This window comes from Streptomyces cellostaticus (assembly GCF_001513965.1).
In the GTDB taxonomy this organism is placed as follows: domain Bacteria; phylum Actinomycetota; class Actinomycetes; order Streptomycetales; family Streptomycetaceae; genus Streptomyces; species Streptomyces cellostaticus.
In genome coordinates, this window is record NZ_KQ948025.1 from 74,707 (window position 1) to 94,461 (window position 19,755).

General features: G+C 72.3%; 19 protein-coding genes. 10 read left to right on the forward strand and 9 right to left on the reverse strand.

The features are described 5' to 3' along the window. Positions 1–22 precede the first annotated feature (22 nt). Positions 23–913, forward strand: a complete 891-nt coding sequence (locus AQI88_RS21715; protein ID WP_067001959.1) for an NAD(P)-dependent oxidoreductase — start codon at positions 23–25, stop codon at positions 911–913. Between the two features lie 67 nt (positions 914–980). Continuing rightward, positions 981–1,256 carry a DUF1876 domain-containing protein gene (locus AQI88_RS21720; RefSeq protein ID WP_067002317.1) on the forward strand — a complete coding sequence of 92 codons (276 nt, stop codon included), beginning with the start codon at positions 981–983 and terminating at the stop codon, positions 1,254–1,256. A gap of 31 nt (positions 1,257–1,287) precedes the next feature. Here AQI88_RS21720 and AQI88_RS21725 read toward each other — a convergent pair whose 3' ends face one another. From AQI88_RS21725 to AQI88_RS21750, 6 genes are all read right to left on the reverse strand, one after another. Then, on the reverse strand, positions 1,288–2,448 hold the full coding sequence (locus AQI88_RS21725; protein WP_067001961.1) for a serine hydrolase domain-containing protein: 1,161 nt from the start codon (positions 2,446–2,448) through the stop codon (positions 1,288–1,290). A 74-nt stretch (positions 2,449–2,522) separates the two neighbouring features. Further along, the gene (locus tag AQI88_RS21730) at positions 2,523–2,927 is read right to left on the reverse strand and encodes an organic hydroperoxide resistance protein (RefSeq protein ID WP_208615867.1); all 405 of its coding nucleotides are present in this window, start codon (positions 2,925–2,927) and stop codon (positions 2,523–2,525) included. 161 nt (positions 2,928–3,088) lie between these two features. Next, entirely contained in the window at positions 3,089–3,556 is a 468-nt protein-coding gene (locus AQI88_RS21735; protein ID WP_067001965.1) for a MarR family winged helix-turn-helix transcriptional regulator, read from the reverse strand. After that, positions 3,553–4,314 (reverse strand): energy-coupling factor ABC transporter ATP-binding protein, encoded by a 762-nt coding sequence (locus AQI88_RS21740; protein WP_067001966.1) that lies wholly within the window; start codon positions 4,312–4,314, stop codon positions 3,553–3,555. The genes AQI88_RS21735 and AQI88_RS21740 overlap by 4 nt, the downstream gene beginning before the upstream one ends. Further along, positions 4,302–5,063, reverse strand: a complete 762-nt coding sequence (gene cbiQ / locus AQI88_RS21745) for a cobalt ECF transporter T component CbiQ (protein ID WP_067001969.1) — start codon at positions 5,061–5,063, stop codon at positions 4,302–4,304. Before cbiQ ends, AQI88_RS21740 begins: the two co-directional genes overlap by 13 nt. 1 nt (position 5,064) lies before the next feature. Continuing rightward, positions 5,065–6,117, reverse strand: coding sequence for an energy-coupling factor ABC transporter permease (locus AQI88_RS21750; protein WP_067001971.1), 1,053 nt, complete (start codon positions 6,115–6,117; stop codon positions 5,065–5,067). Positions 6,118–6,266: 149 nt separating this feature from the next. On the opposite strand from AQI88_RS21750, the gene AQI88_RS21755 reads away from it, so the two are divergent. Continuing rightward, complete coding sequence (locus AQI88_RS21755; protein ID WP_067001974.1) at positions 6,267–6,605, forward strand: SsgA family sporulation/cell division regulator; 339 nt, start codon at positions 6,267–6,269, stop codon at positions 6,603–6,605. A gap of 19 nt (positions 6,606–6,624) precedes the next feature. Here the strand turns inward: AQI88_RS21755 and AQI88_RS21760 are convergent, their stop codons facing one another. The 3 genes from AQI88_RS21760 to AQI88_RS21770 all read right to left on the reverse strand — a co-directional run bounded on the left by AQI88_RS21760 (position 6,625) and on the right by AQI88_RS21770 (position 11,908). Continuing rightward, a complete protein-coding gene (locus AQI88_RS21760; protein ID WP_067001977.1) occupies positions 6,625–8,292 on the reverse strand; it encodes a penicillin-binding transpeptidase domain-containing protein in 1,668 nt (555 codons plus the stop codon). A 97-nt stretch (positions 8,293–8,389) separates the two neighbouring features. Beyond that, positions 8,390–10,024, reverse strand: coding sequence for a penicillin-binding transpeptidase domain-containing protein (locus tag AQI88_RS21765; RefSeq protein WP_067001980.1), 1,635 nt, complete (start codon positions 10,022–10,024; stop codon positions 8,390–8,392). Between the two features lie 135 nt (positions 10,025–10,159). Further along, a complete protein-coding gene (locus AQI88_RS21770) occupies positions 10,160–11,908 on the reverse strand; it encodes a dolichyl-phosphate-mannose--protein mannosyltransferase (protein ID WP_067001983.1) in 1,749 nt (582 codons plus the stop codon). A gap of 107 nt (positions 11,909–12,015) precedes the next feature. On the opposite strand from AQI88_RS21770, the gene rsmI reads away from it, so the two are divergent. The 7 genes from rsmI to AQI88_RS21805 all read left to right on the forward strand — a co-directional run bounded on the left by rsmI (position 12,016) and on the right by AQI88_RS21805 (position 19,726). Further along, the gene (gene rsmI, locus AQI88_RS21775) at positions 12,016–12,864 is read left to right on the forward strand and encodes a 16S rRNA (cytidine(1402)-2'-O)-methyltransferase (protein WP_067001986.1); all 849 of its coding nucleotides are present in this window, start codon (positions 12,016–12,018) and stop codon (positions 12,862–12,864) included. Positions 12,865–13,252: 388 nt separating this feature from the next. Continuing rightward, positions 13,253–13,681, forward strand: coding sequence for a hypothetical protein (locus AQI88_RS21780; protein ID WP_067001989.1), 429 nt, complete (start codon positions 13,253–13,255; stop codon positions 13,679–13,681). Between the two features lie 51 nt (positions 13,682–13,732). Beyond that, complete coding sequence (locus AQI88_RS21785; protein WP_067001991.1) at positions 13,733–14,674, forward strand: TatD family hydrolase; 942 nt, start codon at positions 13,733–13,735, stop codon at positions 14,672–14,674. A 155-nt stretch (positions 14,675–14,829) separates the two neighbouring features. Next, on the forward strand, positions 14,830–16,347 hold the full coding sequence (locus AQI88_RS21790; RefSeq protein WP_067001994.1) for a resuscitation-promoting factor: 1,518 nt from the start codon (positions 14,830–14,832) through the stop codon (positions 16,345–16,347). A 50-nt stretch (positions 16,348–16,397) separates the two neighbouring features. Continuing rightward, positions 16,398–17,267: a 16S rRNA (adenine(1518)-N(6)/adenine(1519)-N(6))-dimethyltransferase RsmA gene (gene rsmA, locus AQI88_RS21795; RefSeq protein ID WP_067001997.1), complete on the forward strand. Its 870-nt coding sequence runs from the start codon at positions 16,398–16,400 to the stop codon at positions 17,265–17,267. After that, the gene (locus tag AQI88_RS21800; protein WP_067002000.1) at positions 17,264–18,175 is read left to right on the forward strand and encodes a 4-(cytidine 5'-diphospho)-2-C-methyl-D-erythritol kinase; all 912 of its coding nucleotides are present in this window, start codon (positions 17,264–17,266) and stop codon (positions 18,173–18,175) included. The genes rsmA and AQI88_RS21800 overlap by 4 nt, the downstream gene beginning before the upstream one ends. 288 nt (positions 18,176–18,463) lie before the next feature. Next, a complete protein-coding gene (locus AQI88_RS21805; protein WP_067002004.1) occupies positions 18,464–19,726 on the forward strand; it encodes a hypothetical protein in 1,263 nt (420 codons plus the stop codon). Positions 19,727–19,755: the final 29 nt, after the last annotated feature.

Here is a 19,755-nt window from a genome sequence, read left to right on the forward strand (position 1 = left end):
TGAACCGTACGAGGGAGCCGCAATGACCGACAAAACGACCGTCACCGTCCTGGGCACCGGCATCATGGGCGCCGCCATGGCGCGCAACCTGTGCCGGGCGGGGCTCGCCGTCCGTGCCTGGAATCGGACCCGGGAGAAGGCGGAACCGCTCGCCGCGGACGGGGCCCATGTCGCCGGCACCGCCGCCGAGGCCGTCGAGGGCGCCGATGTCGTGCTGACCATGCTGTACGACGGCAACACCGTCCTGGACGTGATGCGCGAGGCCGCCCCGGCGCTGCGTCCGGGCACCGTGTGGGCGCAGTGCACCACGGCGGGGACCGAGCTGGTCGCCGACCTGGCGGCGTTCGCCCGCGAGCACGGGCTCGTCTTCTACGACGCCCCCGTCCTCGGTACCCGTCAGCCCGCCGAGACCGGTCAGCTGACCGTGCTGGCCGCCGGGCCCGAGGAGGGCCGTGAGGCGGTCACGCCCGTCTTCGACGCGGTCGGCGCCAAGACCGTGTGGACCGGCGAGGACGGGTCCGCGGGCAGCGCCAGCCGGCTGAAGCTGGTCGCCAACAGCTGGGTGCTCGCCGCCACCGCGGCGGCCGGTGAGGTGCTGGCCCTCTCCAAGGCCCTCGGCGTCGACCCGCAGGGCTTCTTCGATCTCATCGAGGGTGGACCGCTCGACATGGGGTACCTGCGGGCCAAGTCCGCTCTCGTGCTCGATCAGCGGCTGACCCCGGCGTCGTTCGCCGTGGCCACCGCCGAGAAGGACGCCCGGCTCATCCTGGAGGCGGGCGAACGCGGCGGCGTACGGCTCGACGTCGCCGAGGCGGCCGCCGAACGGTTCGCCCGGGCCGCCGCCCAGGGGCACGCCGACGAGGACATGGCCGCCGCCTACTTCGCGAGCTTCGACGAGAAGTCCGGCGACTGAGCCCCGACGTGACGTTCCCCGCGCGCGGGAGCACCCTGGAATCAGCGGTTTTCCGGAGGTGGTCGACATGATGCACACCGCTGTGGGATGGCACGTCGAGCTGGAGTTCCAGGAAGACGACACACAGACACGCGCGGTCGCCTTGGTGCGCTTGCCCGACGGCACCGAGGTGAAGGCGCACGGGCATGCGAGCCGGCACCGGGTCGACGCGAACCAGCCCAGGGTCGGCGAGGAGATAGCGGGCGCCCGCGCCCTCAACGAACTGGCCATGCAGTTGCTGACCAAGGCCCATGGGGAGATCGACGCGGAGTCGGGGCGGATCTCGCATCCGATCAACGTGTGACGCCGGGGGCGCGCGCGGTGTCGCGCGCGCCCTACTCGAGCGCCGTGCGCACCGCCCGCACCAGTGCCTGCGCCCTCGGGTCCGCCGTCACGCTCTTCCTGAACCCGTTGGTGACGTAGCCGAAGGCGATGCCCGTCTCCGGGTCGGCGAACGCCAGGGCGCCGCCCCGGCCCGGGTGGCCGAAGGAGCCGGGGGAGAGCAGCGGGGACGCGCTGCCGTGCAGCATGTAGCCGAGGCCGAAGCGGGTCCCGACGACGAGGACGCGGTCCGGCCCGGCGGACTGCTCGGCGCGGGCCAGTTCCATGGTCTGCGGGGTGAACAGGCGCGTTCCGCCGTCCACGCCGCCGATGAGCGAGGCGTAGAAGCGGGCCAGGCCGTCGGCGGTGGCTATGCCGTTGGAGGCGGGCAGGGTGGCCGCGCGGTAGGCGGGCGCGTTCTCGTCCGGGAGCGGGGTGATCGCGGCGAAGGCGCGGCGGGTGAGGGAGCCGGGGTCGGCGTAGGCCTCGGAGACCGCCCGCTTGGGGCGAGTCCTGAGCGTGCCGGACTGCTGGGGTTCCTCCACGGGGCCGACGCGGCCCACGCGCGCGTGCTCCGCTTCGGGCAGGCCGAGCCACAGGCCGGCGCCCACGGGTGCGGCGATCTCGTCGGCGATCCACTCGCCGATCGGCCGCCCGGTGATCCGCCGGACCAGCTCACCGGTGAGCCAGCTGTAGGTCTGCGCGTGGTAGCCGTGGTCCGTGCCAGGCTCCCACGCGGGCGCCTGTGCGGCGACGGCCGCCGCGCCGAGGTCCGGGTCGCAGGCCTCCTCGGGCGTCAGCGGGCGGTCCAGCACCGGCACGCCGGCGCGGTGCGCGAGCAGGTGCCGCACGAGCGTGTGTTCCTTGCCGGCCGCCTTGTACTCCGGCCAGTACGCGCCCACCGGGGCGTCCAGGTCCAGCTCGCCGCGCTGATGCAGCAGCAGGAGTATGGCGGCGGCGACGCCCTTGGTCGCGGAGCGGACGATCTGCGCGGTGCCGGGCTCCCAGGGGGCCGGACCGTCCACGTCCCTGGTGCCGCCCCAGAGGTCGACGACCTTGTGCCCGTCCCGGTACACGGTGACGGCCGCGCCGCGCTCCCCGAGCAGCGCGAAGTTCGCTGCGAACGCCTCCCTGACCGGCTCGAAGCCCTCGGCCACCACGCCGTTCACGTCCACGCCCGCTCATCCCCTCGGCTCACCTTTGACTGTGGCTGCAACACCCACTGTCGGCCTGGGATTCCTTTGTTGCGCTAGCCGAGGAGGATCGTTACGTCGATGTTGCCTCGGGTGGCGTTCGAGTACGGGCACACCTCGTGCGCCGCGTCCACCAGCTTCGCCGCGAGGTCCGGGTCGAGAACGGGGAGGGAGACGCTGAGGGCGACCGCGAGGCCGTAGCCGCGGTGCTTGTTCGGGCCGATGCCGACCTTCGCCGCGACCGTGGAACCGGTCAGGTCGTAGCCCGCGCGGTTGCCGACGAGGATCAGCGCGTTGTGGAAGCAGGAGCTGTAGCCGGCCGCGAACAGCTGCTCCGGGTTGGTGCCGTTGCCGTCCCCGCCCAGCTCGGGCGGCATCGCGACCTTCAGCTGGATCTGGCCGTCCTGGCTGGTGACATAGCCGTCCCGGCCGCCGTGGGCGGTGGCCTCGGCGACGTACATGATCTTCGTCGGGCGGGTGTCGACACCGGTGTCGACTGCGGTGACGTCGGTCAAGGTTGGCCTCCCCCGGAACAAGTGGCGCACAAGTACATCGTGCACAAGGTACTGGCCGGTACGTCGGCCTGTGCCACCAGGGGGTGGCAACCGCGGGTAACGCGAGATCAGCGGCGGTCGGCCGCCGCCGCGTCGGCGCGCTCGGTGAGGTTCCACAACTCCTCACGCAACCGCGCGACCTCCTGCGGGCCCAGGCCCGTGGTCGTGAGCAGCGCGCCGGGTACGCGCGCTGCGCGCTCCCTGAGCTGTTCCCCGCGCCCGGTGCACGCGACGAGCACCGAGCGCTCGTCGTCCGCCGCGCGCTCCCGGCGCAGCAGCCCCGCCCCCTCCAGGCGCTTCAGCAGCGGCGAGACGGTGCCGTAGTCCAGGCGCAGGGCGCTCGCCAGCTCCTTCACAGTGGTCTCGCCCCGCTCCCAGAGGACCAGCAGCACGAGGTACTGCGGGTAGGTGAGCCCGAGCTCGTCGAGGAGCGGCCGGTACGCGGCGGTCACGGCGCGCTGTGCGGCGTACAGCGCGAAGCACAGCTGGTCGTCCAGCAGCAGCGAGCCTTCGGCGGCGGGTTCCTCGTTCGTCACGCGCCCATTGTCACGGACTTCGGGTCGAAGCCGAACGGCAGCTCCAGTCGGTGCGCCCGCATCAGCGTGTCGTCGCAGAGCAGCTCCCCGGTCGGGCCGTCCGCCGCGATCACGCCGTCGCTGAGGATCAGCGAGCGCGGGCACAGCTCCAGCGCGTACGGCAGGTCGTGCGTGACCATCAGGACCGTCACGTCCAGGGAGCGCAGGATGTCGGCGAGTTCGCGCCGGGAGGCCGGGTCGAGGTTGGAGGACGGCTCGTCCAGGACCAGGATCTCCGGCTCCATCGCGAGCACGGTGGCGACGGCGACCCGGCGGCGCTGGCCGAAGGAGAGGTGGTGTGGCGGACGGTCGGCGAAGTCCGCCATGCCGACCCGCTCCAGGGCCGTGCGCACCCGCTCCTCCAGCGCGGCCCCCTTGATCCCGGACGCCGCCGGGCCGAACGCCACGTCCTCGCGCACGGTCGGCATGAACAGCTGGTCGTCCGGGTCCTGGAAGACGATGCCGACCTTCTGCCGGATCGCGGCCATGTGCCGCTTGCCGACCGGCAGCCCGGCCACGGTCACGGTGCCGGTGCCGCCGCCCAGGATGCCGTTCAGATGCAGGACGAGGGTGGTCTTGCCGGCGCCGTTCGGGCCGAGCAGCGCGACCCGTTCGCCGCGCCCGATCGAGAAGTCCACGCCGAACAGGGCCTGATGGCCGTCGGGGTAGGCGAAGGCGAGGCCGGAGACCTCGAGCGAAGCAGTACTCACAGGGCCCATCCCAGCAGACAGACGACGAGGGCGGTACAGGGGAGCGCGAGGGCGTACGACCACTGCGCGCGGGACGCGGTCACCTCGTCGATGACCGGCATCGAACCGGCGTACCCCCGGCTCACCATGGCCAGGTGCACGCGCTCCCCGCGCTCGTAGGAGCGGATGAACAGCGCGCCGGCGGACTTGGCGAGCACGCCCCAGTGCCGCACGCCCCGTGCCTCGAACCCGCGCGACTCCCGCGCGATCCGCATCCGGCGCATCTCGTCGGTGATGACGTCGCCGTAGCGGATCATGAAGGAGGCGATCTGCACGAGCAGCGGCGGCAGCTTCAACCGCTGCAGCCCGAGCAGCAGTTCGCGCAGCTCGGTGGTGGCGGCCAGCAGCACGGAGACGGCGACGCCGAGCGTGCCCTTGGCGAGCACGTTCCAGGCGCCCCAGAGTCCGTTGAGGCTCAGCGAGAGGCCGAGCACGTGCACCCGCTCGCCCTCCGCCACGAACGGCATGAGCACCGCGAAGGCCACGAACGGCACCTCGATCAGCAGCCGTTTGAGCAGGAAAGGAGCGGGCACGCGCGCGTGGCGGGCGACATACGCGAGCAGGACGGCGTACACCGCGAACGCCCACATCGCCTCGCGCGGAGTCGACACCACGACCACCACGAACGCGAAGGCGGCGGCGAGCTTGGTGTGCGGCGGAAGGGCGTGCACGGGCGAGTGCCCGTGCCGGTAGAGCCTGTGAGCGTGCCCGGCCCCCACGTCAGACGCCCGTGTTCAGGGTCGAGGCGGGGGACGCGTCAGCCGTGCGGCGCCGGCGCACCGCCCAGAACACCGCACTGCCCGCGACGACCGTCACACCGACGCCGATCACGCCCGCGAGGCCGCCGGACAGCCGGGCGTCGGAGACGTCCTTCACGCCGTAGTCGGCGAGCGGGGAGTCGGACGCCGCGTGCTTGCGGGCGTTCTTGTCGATGCCCTTGTCGTGCGCGACCTTCTCCAGGCCGTCGGGGTTCGCGGAGGCGTAGAAGCTGACGAACCCGGCGAGCACGAGGGAGGCGACGAGGCCGGTCACCCACAGCGTGCGCCGCGAGGTGCGCGCCGCCACGGGCGCCGTGGGCGCCGGGGCGTCCACCAGTGCGCCGTCCACCCGCAACTTGAGCCGCTGCTGCAAGCCCCGCGCGCCGTGCACCAGGTCCGGGCGCACGGCGACGACGGCACCCACTGTGAGCGCGGTGATCACGGCCTCGCCGATGCCGATCAGGACATGGACGCCGATCATCGCGGTCGCCACCTTGCCGATGGCGACGTCGGTGGTGCCGCCGGCCGCGTAGATGAGCGTGAAGGCCACGGCGGCGGCCGGCACCGAGACCAGCGCGGCGACGAAGGAGGCGACGGTCACCGAGCGGCGTCCTCGGGGCAGTACGGCGAGCAGCACGCGGAAGACGGCGTACGACACGACCGTGGTGACGATCGCCATGTCCGTGATGTTCACGCCGAGCGCGGTCAGCCCGCCGTCCGCGAACAGCACGCCCTGCATGAGCAGCACCACCGACACGCACAGCACGCCTGTGTACGGGCCGACGAGGATCGCGGCGAGCGCACCGCCCAGCAGATGGCCGCTGGTCCCTGCCGCGACCGGGAAGTTGAGCATCTGGACGGCGAAGATGAACGCCGCCACGAGGCCGGCCAGCGGGGCCGTCCGCTCGTCGAGTTCGCGGCGGGCGCCGCGCAGGCTCACCGCGAGGGCGCCGGCGGCGACCACTCCGGTGACCGCGGAGGTGGGGGCGTCGATGAATCCGTCAGGTACATGCACCGTACGATTTTAGAGCCTTGTTGCGAACCTATTGCAAGAGAGACTCGGTCTCACCCTCTCGCCGGGCATGAACCGGAAAATGTGGGACATTGGATGGAAAGCGGATGCGTGGCCTTCGTATGGGTCACAGAGCGTGAGAGGGCGATCCGATGTCTGTAGTCGAGCAGTACGCGCGCGCCCACATCGTCACGGACGAGGAGGACCCGGGGGCCGTACCCGTAGTGCTGCGGTACGACCCCGACACCGATCCACGGGCGGTCCGGGTCGGCCTGCCCGGACCGCACGAGTGGACCTTCTCGCGCGCGCTGCTCGAACGGGGACTGTCGGCGCCGGCGGAGAGCGGCGACGTACGGGTGTGGCCGTGCGGGCGCGTCCAGGCCGTGGTGGAGTTCCACTCCGCGCACGGCGTGGAGGTGGTGCAGTTCGAGTCCAAGGCGCTGCTGAGGTTCCTGCGCCGGACCTACACCGCCGAGCCGGTGCGCGGCTGACGTCTGCGGGGCCGGCCGCTCAGCCGCCCATCCTCAGCAGCGTCGCGACGATCGGCCCGGCCGTGTCACCGCCGTGCCCGCCCGCCTGGACCACGCCCGCGGCCACCAGGTCGCCCCGGTAGGCGGTGAACCAGCCGTTGGGCTTCTTCTGTCCGTCGACCTCGGCCGAACCGGTCTTCGCGCCGTAGTCCCCGCTCATGCCCGCCATCGCCTTGGCCGCTGTGCCGTACGCCGCCGTGTACTGCATGACTTCCTTCAGCTGGGCCTGCGTCTTGGACGACATGGTGCGCGAGGCCTTGGCCGGCGTGCGGTCGTCCACCGTGGGGGACACCAGGTACGGCTGGCGGAAGACGCCCGACTCCACCGTGGCCGCCACCGACGCCATGTTCAGCGGGTTCATGCGCACCCCGCCCTGCCCGATCAGCGAGGCGCCCATCTGCGCGCCGCTCTGCACCGGGACGGAGCCGTCGAACGACGGGACGCCGATGGCCCAGTTGTTCATGCCGAGGCCGTAGACCTGCTGGGCCTCCTTCGTCAGGTCGCTGTCGGACAGCTTCGGCGCGAAGTTGATGAAGGCGTTGTTGCAGGAGGCCCCGAAGCTCAGCTTGAACGTGCCCTTCTTGATCTCGGAGTCGGCGTCGTTGTGGAACGTCCAGCCGGCGAGCTTGTACTTCTTGGGGCAGGGGTGCGACGCGTCCGGGGTGACGAGCCCCTTCTCGAACAGCATCGTGGACGTCACGATCTTCATCGTGGAGCCGGGCGCCAGGGAGCCCTGGAAGGCCACGTTGAAGCCGTGGTTCGTGTTGGCGACCGCGAGGATCTCGCCGGTCGACGGGCGCATCACGACCACCGATGCCCGCGCCTGCTTGGCCACCTGCTGCTCGGCAGCCGCCTGGAGGGTGGGGTTCAGGGTGGTCTTCACCGTGCCCGGCGTGCCCTTGCTCAGCTCCACCAGCGTCTTGTCGGAGAGCTTGGCCGCCTGCGAGGCCTTGCCGCGCACCACGCGCAGCTCCACGCCCGCCTTGCCGCCCGCCGTCTTGCCGTACTTCTCGCGCAGGCCGTCCAGTACCACGCCCAGCGAGGGGTACTTGGCGGCCGTCAGTTCCCCGCCGCTCCGGTCGAGCGCCTTGACCGGCGGGGTGCCCGACTCGCCGGTGACGAGCGTGTCGCCGTCCTTCAGGTCGGGGTGGACGACCTGGGCGTGCCACTGGACCAGCGGCTTGCCGTCGCTCCCCCGCCGCACGACGGTGAGCGAACTGTCGTACGCGAGCGGCTTGGTGAGGCTCTTGTACGACACCGTTCCCTTGACGGAGAACGGCACCTTGGCGCCCGTGGCCTTCCCGGCCGTGACGGTGACGCCCTTCAGACGGGCGTCCTTGGTGTACCCGGAGAGCAGCGTGGTGGCGGCGGACGGGTCGTCGGTGGCGGCCGCCGCCTCGGTGACCCGGCCCTGCTGCCAGGCGGTGAGGAAGCGCGTGGAGGCCGTCCGCACCTCGGCCGCGGACAGCGGGCCGGTCTTGACGGCCTTGTGGTCGGCCGTGGCGGCCGCCGCCTCGTCGGTTCCCGGTCCGCCGTCGTACAACGCGTAGACGCCGAACGCCGCGCCGCCGATGACCACGGCGATCATCCCGCCGACCACGGCGGGTCCGGTCTTCCGTCGCTCGGCGACGCGTCTTCTCTTGCCCACAGCCTCAGTTCCCTCCGCGCCTTCCCCAGGGTCCCCGCAGCCCTCACACTCCCCAACGACGGCGACCAGACTAAAGTCCCCACCTTTGCGGGTGATGTCAGCCGGCACTCCGTAGCACGGTTGCGACAATCGGTCCGGCCGCGTCGATGCCGTGCCCGCCGCCCTGGCTCAGCGCGGCGGCGGCGACGTCGTCGCGGTACCCGGCGAACCAACTGTCGGACTTCGCATGCCCGTCGACCTCGGCCGAGCCGGTCTTCGCGCCGATGTCCCCGCCGAGCCCGGACATGACCTGGGCCGCGGTGCCGCTGCGGGCGGTGCGGTTCATCATGGCGCGCAGCTGCCGGACCGTGCTCTGCGCCAGCCCACGCGCGCGTGCGGGTTCGCGGTGGTCCAGGCTCAGCGGCACGATGACCGGCTGCCGGAAGGCGCCGGTCATCGCGGTCGCCGTCACCGAGGCCATGTTCAGCGGGCTCATCTGGACCTGGCCCTGGCCGATCAGGGCGGCCGCCGTGTCGGGCCCGCCGGCGACGGGGACCCTGCCGTCGAAGGACGGCACACCGACTTTCCAGTCGTTGCGCCCGAGCCCGAACCGGTCCTGGGCCTCCTTGGTGAGGGTCTCCGCCTTCACGTCGTCCGCGAACTTCACGAACGCCGTGTTGCAGGAGCGGGCGAAGCTCTCGGAGAGGGTGGCGTGGTAGTCAGGGGCCAGGCCCTTGAGGTTGTGGAACGTCTGGCTCTCGGAGACGGCGGACGGCGGACAGGGCGCCGGGCCGTTCGCGGTGGTCAGGCCGCTGTCGATGAGAGCCGCCGCGCTGATGATCTTCATGGTGGAGCCAGGGGGACGTTCACCCAGGAAGGCCGCGTTGTAGCCGTCGGTCCGATGGTTGGCGACAGCCAGGATCTCGCCCGTGCTGGGCTTCACGGCCACGACGGACGAATCGCCGTACTTCTGTACGGCGGCCTCGGCCGCGGCCTGCGCGCTCGCGCTGAGCGTCGTGTGCAGCTTGCCCGGCCTGCCCTTGGCGAGGGTGAGGAGGGTGGTGTCGGCCGCGCCCTGGTCCTGCGTCGCGCCTTCGTGGCGTATTACCAGCTCCATGCCGGGCCGGCCGCCCGTCTTGTCGCCGTAGCGCTTGCGCAACTCGTCCAGGACCGGGCCGAGGGAGGGGTACTTCTTCTTGGTCAGCACCTGTCCGTTCCGGTCCACGGCCTCGATCTCCGCAGCCGCCGACTCGCCGGTCGCCAGCGTGTCTCCCTTGCGCAGCTGCGGGTGGACGACGGAGGGCTGCCAGTCGACCAGCGGGCGGTGCGAGGTCTCGCCACGGACCACGGTCAACGTGCTCCGGTAGGCGAGCGGTCGGGTCCTGCCGTCGTACGACACCGTTGCCTTGACCGTGAAAGGCACGGTGGCGCCGGTGGCCGTACCGGGCGTGATGTGCACCTTGGTGATGTGTGCATCGCCCGCGTACGCCGTCAGCAACTGCCCGGCGGCCTGAGGGAAGTTCGTGTACGACGCCGCCGCGGAGGCGTCGCCCTTCTCCCAGGCGGCGAAGAACTTCCCCGTCGCCTCCTTCACCTCGGCACCGCTGGGCGGCCCGGTCTTCACCGCTGCGGGGGCCGCCGTCCCCCCGTCGCCACCGAGCGCGGACACGATGTTGTAGGCGCCGTAACCCGCACCGCCCAGCATCACCGCACACACGCTGCCTATGACCGCGGCCTTCACTCCGCTGCGCATCGCGCGCACCCCTCCCCGTTTCCCCGTGAGGACCTGTCGCGCGATCACGGTCTACTGAACGCGTTCAAAAACAGGTCGCGGGGAAACTGTATGCGGTTGTGCGCCTTCTGTGACCGGTGTTGTCGAAACCGTGACTCAGACCCACGTGTCCAGCCACATCCGCGACCGCCACGAGTCGATCGGGATCGCCGTGCCCGTGTACAGCGGCCAGAAGTAGATGAAGTTCCAGGCGATGAGCAGTACCAGCACGCCCGCGGCCGACGCGCCGATCACCCGGCGGGTGTCGCTGGAGCCCGGTGGGCCGACGATCGCGCCGATCAGCATCGCCACCGCCAGGCACAGGAACGGCAGGAAGACGACCGCGTAGAACAGGAAGATCGTCCGCTCCTGGTACATGAACCAGGGCAGGTAACCGGCCGCGATCCCGCAGGCGATGGCACCGGCCCGCCAGTCGCGGCGCAGCAGCCAACGCCACAGCACGTACAGGATCGCGAAGCAGGCCGCCCACCACAGCAGCGGCGTGCCGATGGCCAGCACCTCCCGGGCGCACTTCTGGCCGGCATCGGCCGGGCAGCCGTCGGCGCCGGGGGAGGGGGACTCGTAGAAGTACGACACCGGGCGGCCCAGCACGATCCAGCTCCACGGATTGGACTGGTAGGTGTGCGGGGACGACAGCCCGATGTGGAACTTGTAGACCTCGTGCTCGTAGTGCCACAGGCTGCGCAGCCAGTCCGGCAGGAAGGTCCAGTTGCCGCCCCTGCCGTCGGTCGCCGCCCAGTTGCGGAAGTAGCCGCCGGTGCCGTCGGCCGGGGAAAGGATCCAGCCGGTCCAGGAGACCAGGTAGACGCCGATCGCCACCGGGACCGTCGCGAGGAAGGCGATACCGGTGTCGTACTTGAGGGCCGCCTGGTACGGGTGCCGGGCTCCGGCCACCTTGCGGGCGCCGGCGTCCCACAGGACCGCCATGACGCAGAACGCGGCCAGGATGTACAGGCCGTTCCACTTCGTGCCGATGGCCAGGCCCAGCATCAGCCCGGCCGTCCAGCGCCAGGGCCGCCGGCCGAAGCGGAAGGTGTCGCCGACGTGCTCGTCCGGGCGGACCCGGCCGTCCGGGCCCACAGGGAGCGCGGCAGCCAGCCGCTGCCGGGACCGGTCCCGGTCGACGACCAGGCAGCCGAACGCCGCGACCACGAAGAACATCAGCACGCCGTCGAGCAGCGAGGTCCGGCTCATCACGAAGTGCAGCCCGTCCACCGCCATCAGCGCGCCCGCCAGACAGCCGAGGAACGTCGAGCGGAACATCCGGCGGCCGATCCGGCACAGCAGCAGCACGGAGAGCGTCCCCAGCAGCGCCGTCATGAACCGCCAGCCGAACGGGTTGAACCCGAACATCAGCTCGCCGAGGCCGATGACGTACTTGCCGACCGGCGGGTGCACGACGTAGGCCGCGTCCGTGGGCACGGCGAGGTGCCCGTGCATGTGCAGGATCTGGTCGTTGGCGTTCTTGTCCCAGTTGACCTCGAAACCGCGGTGGACGAGCGCCCAGGCGTCCTTGGCGTAGTACGTCTCGTCGAATATCACCGCACGCGGGCTGCCCAGGTTCCAGAACCGCATCAGGCCCGCCATCAGCGTCACCAGCAGCGGACCGCCCCAGCCCGACCAGCGGCTGATGCGCTCCGTGAGGACCGGCGGCACGCCCAGCGTCCCCCACAGGCGCGGGCTCGGCTCGGCATACGGCGGCACCAGCCGGTCGCGTACGTCGCCCGCGGGCGCGTCCTGGGCAGGCGTGTACCCGAATCGGCGCAGCCGCTGCTGCCACGACGGCCGCTGGTCGTGCGGTGCCTGGCCCTGCCGGAGGTCCGTGGAGGACGCGGTACTGGTCACCGCGCCATCGTAGGGAACCGTTCTGTGTGAGTCCCGTGCATGGCCGGTACGGGTCGGGGGATGCGGTCGTTTTCCCGGGTCCCGCAGAGCCCTGGGAGGATGGGGGCGTGACTGGAACCCTTGTCCTTGCAGGTACCCCCATCGGCGACATCGCGGACGCGCCGCCCCGGCTGGCCGAGGAGCTGGCGGGGGCCGACGTCGTCGCCGCCGAGGACACCCGGCGGCTGCGCCGGCTGACCCAGGCGCTCGGCGTGACGCCCAAGGGCCGAGTGGTGTCGTACTTCGAGGGCAACGAGGCCGCCCGCACGCCCGAGCTGGTCGAGGAACTGCTCGGCGGCGCGCGGGTGCTGCTGGTGACGGACGCGGGGATGCCGTCGGTCTCCGACCCCGGCTACCGGCTGGTCGCGGCGGCCGTGGAGAAGGACATCCGGGTCACCGCCGTCCCCGGGCCGTCCGCCGTGCTCACCGCCCTCGCGCTGTCCGGGCTGCCCGTCGACCGGTTCTGCTTCGAGGGCTTCCTGCCGCGCAAGGCGGGGGAGCGGCTGTCCCGGCTGCGGGAGGTCGCCGGTGAGCGGCGCACGCTCGTCTACTTCGAGGCCCCGCACCGGCTCGACGACACCCTCGCCGCCATGGCCGAGGTCTTCGGCGCCGAGCGGCGGGCCGCCGTCTGCCGCGAGCTGACCAAGACGTACGAGGAGGTACGCCGGGGTCCGCTCGCCGAGCTGGCGCGGTGGGCCGCCGAAGGCGTTCGCGGGGAGATCACCGTCGTCGTGGAGGGCGCCCCCGAGACCGGCCCCGAGGAACTCGACGCCGAGGAGCTGGTGCGGCGGGTGCGGGTCCGCGAGGAGGCGGGCGAGCGGCGCAAGGAGGCGATTGCCGCGGTGGCGGTGGAGGCCGGGTTGCCGAAGAGGGTTGTTTTTGACGCCGTGGTTGCAGCTAAGCGTGCCGGTGATTGAAGCGAGATTGTCCGGGTAGCGCCGACGGGTTTCGGTTCGTTGCGGGCTGCCGGTCTTCTGTGGCTGGTCGCGCAGTTCCCCGCGCCCCTTCGGGGGCGCGCTCACCCCGGTGGCCTGCGGAAATGCGCCTTCTGAGCACGGCGCTCCTCGACTGAGCGCGCGCCCCATGGCAGGGCAAAAGGGTGGCGCGAAAAGCAAAGACCAGCCCCCACTGCCGAGGCCGATTTGGCAAGCGAAGTCCAAATCGCCTCCAACACTCGACAGGCCGGATGCATTCGGTCCGGTGGAGGCGTCCACTGGTCAAAGGGACGCACCCGTCCCTCGCCCCAGGGGATTCCGGGGGGAATCCCGTGCGGGGGCGCTTGTCCAGCGGACAAGAGGAGCTGGCATGAGTGAGATCACAGGGCAGAGCGGCCTGCGGGGTACGGCCACAGCCGTCGTTCACGAGTCATATGCGTTCGCCTGCATGCGCTGCGGGCACGGCTGGGAGCAGTCGTACGAGATAGAGCACCACACCGACGCCGACGGCCACGAGTTCGTCCAGTACGTGACCGACGGGCGCATCGTGCCGTCCCCGCTGAGCCGGCCCGCGTGCCAGAACTGCGACGGCCACGTCGTGCGGATCATGCGCGCGGGTCAGGTCGCCTCGGTGCGCGGCGCGGCCGAGCGCGACCGCCACAGCGGGCCGCCCGCGGGGCCCGTGGAGGTGTCCGCGGTGCCGGACGAGCAGGGCGCGGGCGGCGATGACGGCGAGGCCAAGGGCCACCACTGGCACCTGTCCGATCTCCTGCACCCGTTCCATCGCAAGGCGAGCTGATCCCCTCGTCGGCCGGGCCGGCCGGGCATGCCCCTTTCGTAGGATCGGGGCATGCCTTCGAACGCCGGCCGCGCCGACCAGAGCGACAAGAACGACCAGAGCGACCAGAGCGACCAGAGCGACAAGAACGACAAGAACACGGCACCGCCGCTCCCGGCGCCTCTCCGGGTGCCCGTCGCCGACTCCCACACCCACCTCGACATGCAGTCCGGCACGGTCGAGGAAGGCCTTGCCAAGGCCGCGTCGGTGGGCGTGACGACGGTCGTCCAGGTCGGCTGCGACATCAAGGGCTCGCAGTGGGCCGCCGAGACGGCCGCCGCGTACGAGAGCGTCCACGCGACCGTCGCCCTGCACCCCAACGAGGCCCCGCGCATCGTCCACGGCGACCCCGACGGCTGGTCGAGGCAGGGCGCCCGCGTGCCGGGCGGCGATGCCGCGCTGGACGAGGCCCTCGCCGAGATCGACCGGCTCGCCGCCCTGCCCCAGGTCAGGGGCGTCGGCGAGACCGGCCTCGACTACTTCCGCACCGGCCCCGAGGGCAAGGCCGCCCAGGAGCGGTCCTTCCGCGCCCACATCGAGATCGCCAAGCGGCACGGCAAGGCCCTCGTCATCCACGACCGCGACGCCCACGCCGACGTCCTGCGCGTCCTGAAGGAAGAGGGCGCCCCCGAGCGCACCGTCTTCCACTGCTACTCCGGTGACGCCGAGATGGCCGCGGTCTGCGCCCGCGAGGGCTACTTCATGTCCTTCGCCGGCAACGTCACCTTCAAGAACGCCCAGAACCTGCGCGACGCCCTCGCCGTCGCCCCGCTGGAACTGGTCCTCGTGGAGACCGACGCGCCCTTCCTGACCCCGGCGCCGTACCGCGGACGGCCCAACGCGCCGTATCTCGTTCCGGTCACAGTGCGCGCGATGGCCGCCGTGCGCGGCATGGACGAGGACGCGCTGGCGACGGCCCTGGGCGCGAACACGGCCCGCGCCTTCGATTACTGACAGTGCACAGATCGTAACTGACTGGTAACGCCGCCAGGGCTCCGGTGATCCGGTTCGCAACCGTACGTAGTCGTGCCGCTTTGGAGAGTGACCGGGGCTCCGCTAGGTTCTGGGGGCCCGATCCGGACCCCTCTGGCCCTCTGGAGCGTGTCGGCGTGAGCAAGTCGCAGTACGAGACGTATGAGGCGTACGGCCCCTACAGTGCGCCGGACGGCGTGCCCGGCGGTGCGCGCGACGATGTGTGGCCCGGTGTGCACGACACGGAGACCCTCGGCTACGGGGTCGCGTACGGGACGGCGTACGACGACACCTACCGGCCCGCGTACGAGATGCAGGCGCCCGCGCCGGCGCAGCTGCCGACGCGGACGCCGGGGTATGCGCGCGTGAGCGAGCCGGTGCTGCCGCGGCAGAGCGGGAGCCCGTTCGAGGACGACGGCGGGGGCGCGCTCCATGAAGAAGAGGAGAGCGCGTTCTACGACGACGTGAGCGCGGCGGGTGACGGGGTGCACGAGCTGCGTGTGCGCCCCAGGACGAGCAGGCGGGCCACGGGCCGGCGCAGGGCGCGCGCCGCCGAGCGCCCGGAGTCCGCCGTGCGCCGCCTGCTGCCGCAGGCGCTGGTCGTCGCCTTCCTCGCCGGCGGCACCACCGCCTTTGTCGCCAAGGACAAGACGATCGAGCTGAGCGTCGACGGCAAGCAGCGCACCTTGCACACCTTCAGCGACGACGTGTCGGAACTGCTGGCCGCCGAGGACCTACACGTAGGGACGCACGACCTGGTCGCGCCCGACCCCGGCGCGGCGCTCGCCAGCGGCGACCAGGTCGCGGTGCGCTACGGGCGCCCCGTACGGCTCACGCTGGACGGTGAGCGCCGCGAGGTGTGGACGACGGCGCGCACGGTGGACGGGGCGCTCAGAGAGCTGGGGGTGCGTCCGGACGGCGCGTATCTGTCGGCCGCGCGCTCCCAGGGCATCGGCCGCGCCGGACTCGCTCTCGACGTACGCACCGAGCGTTCCGTCACGGTCATGGCGGACGGCCGCACCCGCACCATCCGCACCAACGCGGCCACCGTCCGCGAGGCCGTCGAGGAGGCCGGCATCACCCTGCGCCGGCAGGACACCACCTCGGTCCCGCCCGACAGCTTCCCGCGTGACGGGCAGACGGTGACCGTACTGCGGGTGACCGGTGTCACAGAGGTGCGCGAGGAGTCGATCCCGTTCGCGGTGGAGCGGACCGAGGACCCCACCCTCTTCAAGGGCACCGAGGTCATCGAATGGCCCGGGCAGCCCGGGCTGCGGCGGATCACCTACCTGCTGCGCACCGTCAACGGCGTCCAGGAGAAGCCGCGCAAGGAGAAGTCCGAGGTGGTGCGCAAGCCGAGCAAGCAGGTGGTGAAGGTGGGCACCAAGCCCCGGCCGAAGTCCGTGCAGGGCGCCGACCACCTCAACTGGCACGGCCTCGCCACCTGCGAGTCCGGCGGCCGCCCGGGCGCCGTCGACCCCTCGGGGACGTACGGCGGGCTCTACCAGTTCGACGCGGGCACCTGGCACAGCCTCGGCGGCAACGGACGTCCGCAGGACGCGACGGCGGAGGAGCAGACCTTCCGCGCGAAGAAGCTGTACGTGCGCCGCGGCGCGAGTCCCTGGCCGCACTGCGGGGCGCGACTGCACCCGTGAGCGCCGGGGAGCCGGACGAGGGGCCGCCGGCAGCCCCGTACCCTTGTCCCGTGACCAGCCCCACCCCCGACGCCCTTCTCGGACCGGCCGACATCCGCGAGCTCGCGGCAGCACTCGGTGTCCGCCCGACCAAGCAGCGCGGCCAGAACTTCGTGATCGACGCGAACACGGTCCGCCGTATCGTCCGCACCGCCGAGGTCCGCCCCGACGACGTGGTCGTCGAGGTCGGCCCGGGGCTCGGCTCGCTCACCCTCGCGCTGCTGGAGGCCGCCGACCGGGTCACCGCCGTCGAGATCGACGACGTGCTGGCCGGCGCGCTGCCCGCGACCATCGCCGCCCGCATGCCGGAGCGCGCCGACCGGTTCGCGCTGGTCCATTCCGACGCCATGCACGTGACGGAGCTGCCCGGACCGGGCCCGACGGCCCTGGTGGCCAACCTGCCCTACAACGTGGCCGTACCGGTGCTGCTGCACATGCTCGAGACCTTCCCGAGCATCGAGCGGACGCTCGTGATGGTCCAGTCCGAGGTCGCCGACCGGCTCGCCGCCGTGCCCGGCAACAAGGTGTACGGCGTGCCGTCCGTGAAGGCCAACTGGTACGCCCACGTGAAGCGGGCCGGGGCCATCGGCCGCAACGTCTTCTGGCCCGCGCCCAACGTCGACAGCGGGCTGGTCTCGCTCGTCCGGCGGGCCGAGCCGCTCAAGACCACGGCCTCCAGGAAGGAGGTCTTCGCGGTCGTCGACGCCGCGTTCGCACAGCGCCGCAAGACCCTGCGGGCGGCGCTCGCCGGCTGGGCCGGGTCCGCGGCGGCCGCCGAGGCGGCCCTGGTCGCGGCCGGGGTATCCCCGCAGGCGCGCGGGGAGTCACTGACGGTGGAGGAGTTCGCCCGCATCGCGGAACACAGGGAGACGGGCGAGTGAGCGTCACGGTACGGGTGCCGGCGAAGGTCAACGTCCAGCTCGCGGTGGGCGCCGCCCGCCCCGACGGGTTCCACGACCTCGCCAACGTCTTCCTCGCCGTCGGCCTGTACGACGAGGTCACCGTCAGCCCGGCGGACGAGCTGCGCGTCACCTGCGAGGGGCCGGACGCCGCTCAGGTCCCGCTGGACGGCACCAACCTCGCCGCGCGCGCGGCCGTCGCGCTCGCCGGGCGCCGGGGCATCGAGCCGGCCGTGCACATCCACATCGCCAAGGACATCCCGGTCGCCGGCGGCATGGCGGGCGGCAGCGCGGACGGCGCCGCCGCCCTGTTCGCCTGCAACACGCTGTGGAGCGCCGGCGCCTCCCGTGCCGAACTCCTCGCCATCTGCGCCGAACTGGGCAGCGACGTCCCCTTCAGCCTGGTCGGGGGCGCGGCGCTCGGCACCGGGCGCGGCGAGCAGCTGACCGCCCTCGAGGTCGGCGGCACCTTCCACTGGGTGTTCGCGATGGCCGAGCGCGGTCTTTCGACCCCGGCCGTCTTCCGCGAGTTCGACCGGCTCGGCGAGGGCCTCGACATCCCCGAGCCCGTGGCCTGCGAGGATCTCCTCGACGCCCTCGCCAAGGGCGACCCCGAGGCGCTCGCCGGCGCCGTCTCCAACGACCTGCAGCCCGCCGCGCTGTCCCTCTTCCCCGAGCTCGCCGACACCCTGGCCGTGGGGCGCGGGGCCGGTGCCCTCGCCGCGCTGGTCTCGGGATCGGGCCCGACGACGGCGTTCCTCACACGCGACGCCGAGTCGGCGCAGAAGGCGGCTCAGGCGCTGTCGGCATCGGGGACCTGCCGGACGGTGCGTACGGCACAGGGGCCGGTCCCGGGCGCCACGGTGATGGGCCACTCGGCCGCCCGGTAGTCCGGCCGCCCCGGCGGTGGGGTCCGCACCGGGCCTGCCCGGCGGATCAGGCCGGCTCCGGTCAACGCTGCCTCATCAGCACAGGTGAGCGGGGCCATGGGGGTGCCCCCGCGCGAGCGAAGCCGAGCGTGGGGAGTCGGCAACCGACGACAACGCCGCTGGAGGTGCCCCCGCGCCCTTGAGACAGTCGGGGAGGCGTGCCGGGCCCGGCGTTCCGGCACGATCCGCCGGGCAGGCCTGAGCTCCTTCGGCCGGATCCGCCGGGAAACGGACGAAGGGGGCAGGCGCATGGGTGCTGGGGACGGGGGCCGGCTCGTCGCGGCCGTACGGCGAGGGGACGTCGAGCAGGTCCGGGAGCTGCTGGAGGCCGGGGCCGATCCGGACACGCGCGACCAGAGCGAGGGCGTCCCGGTGCTGTGCCTGGCTGTCGCAGCGTACGACCAGCCGGTCGCCGAGGCCCTGGTGACGGCCGGGGCCGACCCGCTGCGCCGGCTGCCCGACGGCACGACCCCGTTGCTGCGGGCGATGGACGGCGGCTCGCTGTGGCTGACCTGGGCCGTCTTCCCCGATGTGGCAGTCCGCCCCGGCCCGGTGCGCGAGGAACTGCTGGCCCGTGCCCGCCTCCGGGCGCGGACCGGCCCGGAGGCCGACCTGCGGCGCCGGACCGGCCTGCCGGGCCCGGTCGAGCGGACCAGGCTGGAGGACGAGACCGGCTGCTGGTACGAGCAGCTCACCCTCGGCGGGCTGACGCTGCGCGACGGGCACCTGGCGATCCTCACGGCCCTGGAGGCGAAGCTCCGGCTGCGCACGCCCTTCGCGGAGCTGCTCCGGCGTGCCCTGGCGTACCCGGACCGGGACCACGTGGTGTGGTCGCAGTCGGTGTCCGCACTCGGCTGCCGGGTGGACGAGGAGACCTGGACCGCGGCCGAAGGCCTGAGCCGCGACCCCGACCCGCTGAACCGTCTCTTCGCCGCCGATGTGCTGCTCTCCCTGATCATCGGAGACCTGGCGCGAGGCCGCCAGCCGTTCGCGGACCGGGCGAAGGAGCTTGTCCCCTGGGCCGAACGGGAGCGGGACGTGGAGGTGCTTCAGGTCCTGCTCAACGCGCTGACCTGGGCCGACGGCCCCGAGGCAGAGGCGGTCGGCCTGTCGTACGCCGCGCATCCGGATCCACGGGTCCGCTCCTGGACACCGGACCTGCTGGACGCCGGCACGGACCGGCTCGGCCCCGAGAGCCTGGCCGCGGTGCTCGCCCTGGCGCGCGACCCGGACGCCGACGTACGAGGCAGGACGTGCTACTGGCTCGCGCACTACCGGGGCACCGAGCCGGAGATCGCGGACGTGTTGCTGGAACTCACCCGTGACGAGCGGCAGCGCACGCGTGCCTACGCGGTCGCGGGGCTGGCCTCGCGCGACGATCCGCGCTGCGTGGAGGCCGAACGCCGGATCGGTCCTTTGGAAGCGGAAGGGGAGTACGCGCACGAGTCGCTGCCGCTGACGGCGGTCTGGCACTACCGGCGTCGCCAGGAGGAGCGCGGAAGCGACGGCTGACCTCCGACTACCCTGGAGGGTCGATCCAT